This is a genomic window from Pseudomonas sp. 05T35 (assembly GCF_056396605.1).
This window is the reverse complement of sequence record NZ_JBFTLU010000513.1, coordinates 1-5,542: the sequence shown is the minus strand read 5'-3', so window position 1 is coordinate 5,542 and position 5,542 is coordinate 1. Positions and strand designations below refer to the sequence as shown.

Here is a 5,542-nt window from a genome sequence, read left to right as displayed (position 1 = left end):
AGCCTGCTCGCGATGCAGACGCCTCGGTGTTACTGACAGACCGCGTTATCGTTCATCGCGAGCAGGCTCGCTCCCACAGGGTGTTGCGTTATTTCGGGGTATCGGGCTGATTGGCCGGGTGGGCCTTGATGAACGCCGGATGCTGCGCGGCCAGCGCCGCGACCCGGCGAATCCGCGGATACGCCTCAAGAGAAATGTTGAACCGCTCGGCCGCGTACAACTGCGGGATCAGGTAGACATCCGCCAGCCCCGGCACGCTGCCGAAACAGTAACCCTCGTCGCCAATCAAGTGCTCGACCGCCGCCAGCCCCTGAGTGATCCAGTGGCCGATCCAGTGCACCACCTGCGGCTCATCATGACCGAGTTGGCGCAGCTGATTGAGCACGCTGACGTTGTGCAGCGGATGAATGTCGCAACCGATCAACGCCGCCACCCCACGCTCATGCGCGCGCCTGGCCAGGTCTTTGGACAGCAGCGGCACCTGTGGATAACGCTCTTCCAGGTACTCGATAATCGCCGGGGACTGGATCAGCAACTCGCCTTCATCGGTGCGCAAGGCTGGTACCCGGCCTTGCGGGTTGATGTGCAAATAAGCCGGTTGCTGGTGTTCGCCACCTTGCGGCGCGATCAAGTTGATCGGCAGCGCCTGGTACTCCAGCCCTTTGAGTGCCAGGGCAATGCGCACCCGAAAGGACGATGTCGAACGGTAGTAGGTAAAGAGTTCCATGGCCAGAACCTCTTAACGCGCCGGCAGGATTTTGCCGCGGCATTCGCCGAAACCAATGGAGGCGAAACCGTCACGGCTGCAGCGTGCACGCAGGATGATTTCGTCGCCGTCCTCAAGGAACTTGCGCACCTCGCCCGAAGCCAGTTCGATCGGCTTTTTACCGCCTTCGGTGATTTCCAGCAGGCTGCCGAACTGACCGTTTTCAGGTCCCGACAAAGTGCCTGAACCGAACAGGTCACCGGCCTGCAACTGGCAACCGTTGACGCTGTGGTGCGCAACCATTTGCGCCACGGTCCAGTACATGTATTGAGTGTTGCTCAGCGTCAGACGATGGGCTGGCAGGTTTTGTTCGCGCATGGCTTCGGTCAGCAGCAGCACTTCCAGTTCGATATCGAAGGCGCCGGCGGCCTGATCGCGTTTGTCGAACAGGTAAGGCAACGGCTGCGGATCGCCCTCGGGACGCGCCGGTTGGGCACGGCGKAACGGCTCCAACGCTTCAGCAGTGACGACCCATGGCGAGATGCTGGTGATGAAGCTTTTCGACAGGAACGGCCCCAGTGGCTGGTATTCCCAGGCCTGGATGTCGCGCGCCGACCAGTCATTCAGCAGGCAGAAACCGGCGATGTGCTCGGCCGCGTCGCCAATGGCAATCGAGTCGCCCATTTCATTGCCCTGGCCGATCCAGATGCCAAGTTCCAGTTCATAGTCCAGGCGTGCACACGGGCCAAACGTTGGTTCGGTCTGACCGGCTGGCAAAGTCTGGCCTTTCGGACGACGCACGTCAGTGCCGGATGGGCGAATGGTCGATGCGCGGCCGTGGTAGCCGATCGGCACGTACTTGTAGTTCGGCAGCAGCGGGTTGTCCGGGCGGAACAGTTTGCCGACGTTTTGCGCGTGCTCGATACCGACGTAAAAGTCGGTGTAATCATTGATCTTCGCAGGCAGGTGCATCTGGCAATCGGCGGCCAATGGCAGCAGTTTTGCGCCTTGGGCTTCGATCTTGCCGCGCAGGGTGCTGCCTTCAGTGAACAGCTCCAGCAGACGCTCACGCAGGGCCACGCGGGCGCCACGTCCGAGGTCGAAAAACGCGTTCAGTTGACCGCCACGAGTGGCTTCGACGGCCGCACGCGCCGCACCGTCGAACAGACCGGCGTCGAGCGCCGCTTCCAGGTCGAAAATATGCTCGCCGATCGCCACACCGCTGCGCGGCGCCGAACCCTGGGTGCTGAACACGCCCAGCGGCAGGTTCTGCAGCGGGAAGTCAGTGTGACCGTTGGCGGAGGCAACCCAGCTACGAGTGGGGGTGGTCTGAGTCATGGGTTATCTCCGGTTCGGGTTGAAAGTGGCGGGCAACGAGGCCCAGCAAGCATCGTAGTTGTTTTGCAGTTGCGGGCAATCAAGGGCAAAGCGGCTTGGGCGCAACACCTGGCTGGTCTCGAACATGAAGGCCATGGTGTTGTCGATTTTGCTCGGTGCCAGCTCGGCATTGATCGCCTTGGTGCAGGTTTCACCGTCCGGCCCGTGAGCGCTCATGCAACTGTGCAACGACGCGCCACCCGGCAGGAAACCTTCGGCCTTGGCGTCGTAGGTGCCCTGGATCAGGCCCATGAATTCGTTCATCAGGTTGCGGTGGAACCACGGTGGACGGAAGGTGTTTTCGGCCACCATCCAGCGTGGCGGAAAGATCACGAAATCGAGGTTGGCCAGACCGTGGACGCTGGTCGGCGACGTCAGCACGGTGAAGATCGACGGGTCCGGGTGATCGAAGCTGACCGTGCCAATAGTGTTGAAGCGGCGCAGGTCATATTTATACGGCACATTATTACCGTGCCAGGCGACCACGTTCAGCGGCGAATGGCTTGCGGGTCGAGCAGTTCGATGCGGAATTTCAAACCGCGCGGCAGCACGGCGATTTCCAGCGGTTCCAGCTCCAGCACCCCGAGCTCGGTGGCGATGCGCAACCGCCCCTGCTCCGGCACCAGCAACCACTCGCCATCGGCATTGAAGAACACCCGCTCCATCGAGCGGTTGGCGCGGTAGTGATAAATACTGATCCCGGCCGGTTTTTCCGACCCCGAGTTGGCCGCCATGCGCACCAGGCCGTCGATGAAATCGGTCGGTTCGCCAGGAATCTCCAACGGGTTCCAGCGCAGGCGGTTGGGTGTCACGTCGCYCAGCGGTCCGCCGGCCAATTGCCGCTCCAGTTTGACGAACGCCGGGTGATTGGCCGACGGCTGAATACGGTACATCCAGGTACGTCGCGCTTCACTGCGCGCCATGGTGAACGCAGTACCGGAGAACAGTTCGGTGTAGAGACCGTATGGGGCTTTTTGCGGGGAGTTCTGGCCGACGGGCAGTGCGCCGGGCAGCGCTTCACTGCTGAATTCGTTGCCGAAACCTGACTGGTAAACCAGCGCTGGCGCCGTTGAATCAAGGTTCATGGAGCCTCCTGAACAGGGAGTAGGCCGTGGCCTATGGCTCCTTTTCAGAAGTCTCGGCACGCCCAGGTTATTTTTATCGTAATCCGATTACGCATAACGTAATTTGATTGGTATTGACCGTCAAGCTATAAAGACGCCCATTCGCCCCGGGATCACACCGCCTCCATGGAAAAGCCGCGCAGCAGTACCGCCGACAACGGCAAACAGAAAGTCCGCTCGGCCGAGGTCGGCACCGACATCCTCAAGGCCCTGGCCGAGTTGTCGCCATCGACGTCGTTGTCGCGCCTGGCCGAACACGTGCAAATGCCGGCGAGCAAGGTTCACCGCTATTTGCAGGCGTTGATCGCCAGTGGCTTTGCCGAACAAAACGCCGCCACCAACCATTACGGTCTCGGTCGCGAAGCCTTGCGCGTTGGCCTGGCCGCTTTAAACAGTATGGACGTACTGAAAGTCGCCGCCCTGCCGCTGGCCGAGTTGCGCGATGACCTGAACGAAACCTGCTTCCTCGCGGTGTGGGGCAACCAGGGCGCAACCGTGGTGCATATCGAGCCCGCCGTGCGCGCGGTAACGGTGGTGACGCAACTGGGTTCGGTACTGCCGCTGCTCAGCTCATCCACCGGGCTGGTGTTCAGCGCTTATTTGCCGAACCGCGAAACCGTCGAGCTGCGGGAACTGGAGGTGCAGGCAACGGCTGCCCACCCGTTGGCCGATGACCAGGTCTACGCGACCTTGTGTGAACAGATCCGCGAGCGCGGCCTGCATCATGTGCATGGTTTGCTGATGCCGGGCGTCGATGCGCTCTCGGCGCCGGTGTTCAATGCGGTCGGCCAGGTAGCAGCAGTGCTGACTATCGTCGGCCCGACGTCGTTGTTCCACGCCGACGAAAACGGCCCGGCAGCGCAGCGATTGCTGGCGGCGACCCGGGCCGTGAGTTGGCGGATGGGGTATGAGCCCAGCGCCGTCGTCGGTTAAATCGTTCGCGCTGAACGCCTGTGTTTACCCCAGTAACGTCTGCTCGCTGGAATCGGGCTCTTCGAGTGCCTCTTTCATCAATTCGGTCATCACTGCCAGATCCACTGTTGTTCCACTGCACGCAGAGACAACGCTCAAGCAGGTATTCGCATCGCCCAGGCGCTTGGCAATCGCCTTCTGCACCTGCGAGAAACCCAACTTGCCGATACGCATCGTGGCCAGTTCCAGCATGCAATCGAGGTAGCTTGCGAATACCCCCGAATGATCTCCTTCGTGATAAGCCTTTGCCCCCTCGAACACCCCTTTTGTCATCACGACAGCGCTCAACCCAAGACCGATCGGTGGGAAGACACAGCCTACGACGGTGACTGCCGCTACCGCAGCGTCGTAGGTCAGCTTGGCGACAATCTCGATGAGACTTGTGGTTTGTGCATCGACCCCGTCGATGATCTGGCCGATCATCTCGCTGTAACAACCGGAAAAGTCGAATACACGGCTATGAACATGCAGTGCCGGCGGCTCGTCGTCGGTACTACGTTGTTTCATCTCTTCGATGTAGGCGTTGATCACTCGCTGGTCGGTGTATTTGACTCGCGCGCAGTAATAACTGCCTAAACCACCCACTTTCACCGACCTGGCGAACTCGGCCCGTGGTCGAAACCATCGGCCGTCAGGTGCATTCGGGGTATACAACAGATCCGTGGCCACGCCATCGCTCATCAAGCGGAAAACATAAACGCCCTGGACCTTGCGGTTTTGCAGATAAAACCTGTACACGCCGTTGCGCTGGGGAGATTCAGGGTCATCATTGGCTATTGGATCGGTGGCTTCCCGTACTCGCAACCGATCAATAGCCTGTTCGATACGTTCATAGTGTTCCCGCGAAAGCACACCGCTGAACAGTTCCGCCAATGCGGCTCGCTGCATCTCATGCAGTTGCAGGTTGACATAAACATCGCGCTTGAGCGCGTAACCGGGGGCATTGGGGTCCAGGTAGTCGGTGGACAACATGTCGATATATTGTTCACCCGGACGCAACGTCTTCGACCAGCCCACGATATATTTCATCAGCACGTTGGCCATCAACGTGTCGGAGATGGGGGGATGGCCGGCCAACAAACGCAGTGCTGGGTAGATTCCCGGGTTATGTATCGGCCCGCTGTCTTCCGTGATGTGTTGTTCCTTGATGATGAGCTGAGACAAGGTCATTTCTTGCGACTCGTCCAGCGCCACCTTTATCAGATCGGGGTTCACGACGACTGTTTCACCGTGTTCCGCCAGAACATCTTCAACCCTTTGTTTGATGAGGTTGTACGCAAACTTCTCGTAGCTGATCAGCGCCGCCTCATGACTGGCGAGCCGGGTCAACGCTTTAAGCTCGGTGTTCAAACGGGCGAAATAC

At 59.9% G+C, this 5,542-nt stretch carries 4 protein-coding genes and 1 pseudogene; 1 reads left to right on the top strand and 4 read right to left on the bottom strand.

Annotated elements, in window-relative coordinates:
• Positions 1-88 precede the first annotated feature (88 nt).
• From maiA to AC1DH9_RS26320, 3 genes and pseudogenes are all read right to left on the bottom strand, one after another.
• The gene (maiA, locus tag AC1DH9_RS26330; RefSeq protein WP_427543022.1) at positions 89-727 is read right to left on the bottom strand and encodes a maleylacetoacetate isomerase; all 639 of its coding nucleotides are present in this window, start codon (positions 725-727) and stop codon (positions 89-91) included.
• A gap of 12 nt (positions 728-739) precedes the next feature.
• On the bottom strand, positions 740-2,044 hold the full coding sequence (fahA, locus tag AC1DH9_RS26325; RefSeq protein ID WP_477809083.1) for a fumarylacetoacetase: 1,305 nt from the start codon (positions 2,042-2,044) through the stop codon (positions 740-742).
• A gap of 3 nt (positions 2,045-2,047) precedes the next feature.
• A pseudogene (locus AC1DH9_RS26320) lies at positions 2,048-3,168 on the bottom strand (homogentisate 1,2-dioxygenase).
• Between the two features lie 165 nt (positions 3,169-3,333).
• Here AC1DH9_RS26320 and AC1DH9_RS26315 point away from each other — a divergent pair.
• On the top strand, positions 3,334-4,140 hold the full coding sequence (locus tag AC1DH9_RS26315) for an IclR family transcriptional regulator (protein WP_427543013.1): 807 nt from the start codon (positions 3,334-3,336) through the stop codon (positions 4,138-4,140).
• A 24-nt stretch (positions 4,141-4,164) separates the two neighbouring features.
• On the opposite strand, the gene AC1DH9_RS26310 is transcribed toward AC1DH9_RS26315, so the two are convergent.
• On the bottom strand, positions 4,165-5,542 hold a 1,378-nt coding region (locus tag AC1DH9_RS26310; protein ID WP_477809082.1), incomplete at its 5' end, for a dermonecrotic toxin domain-containing protein.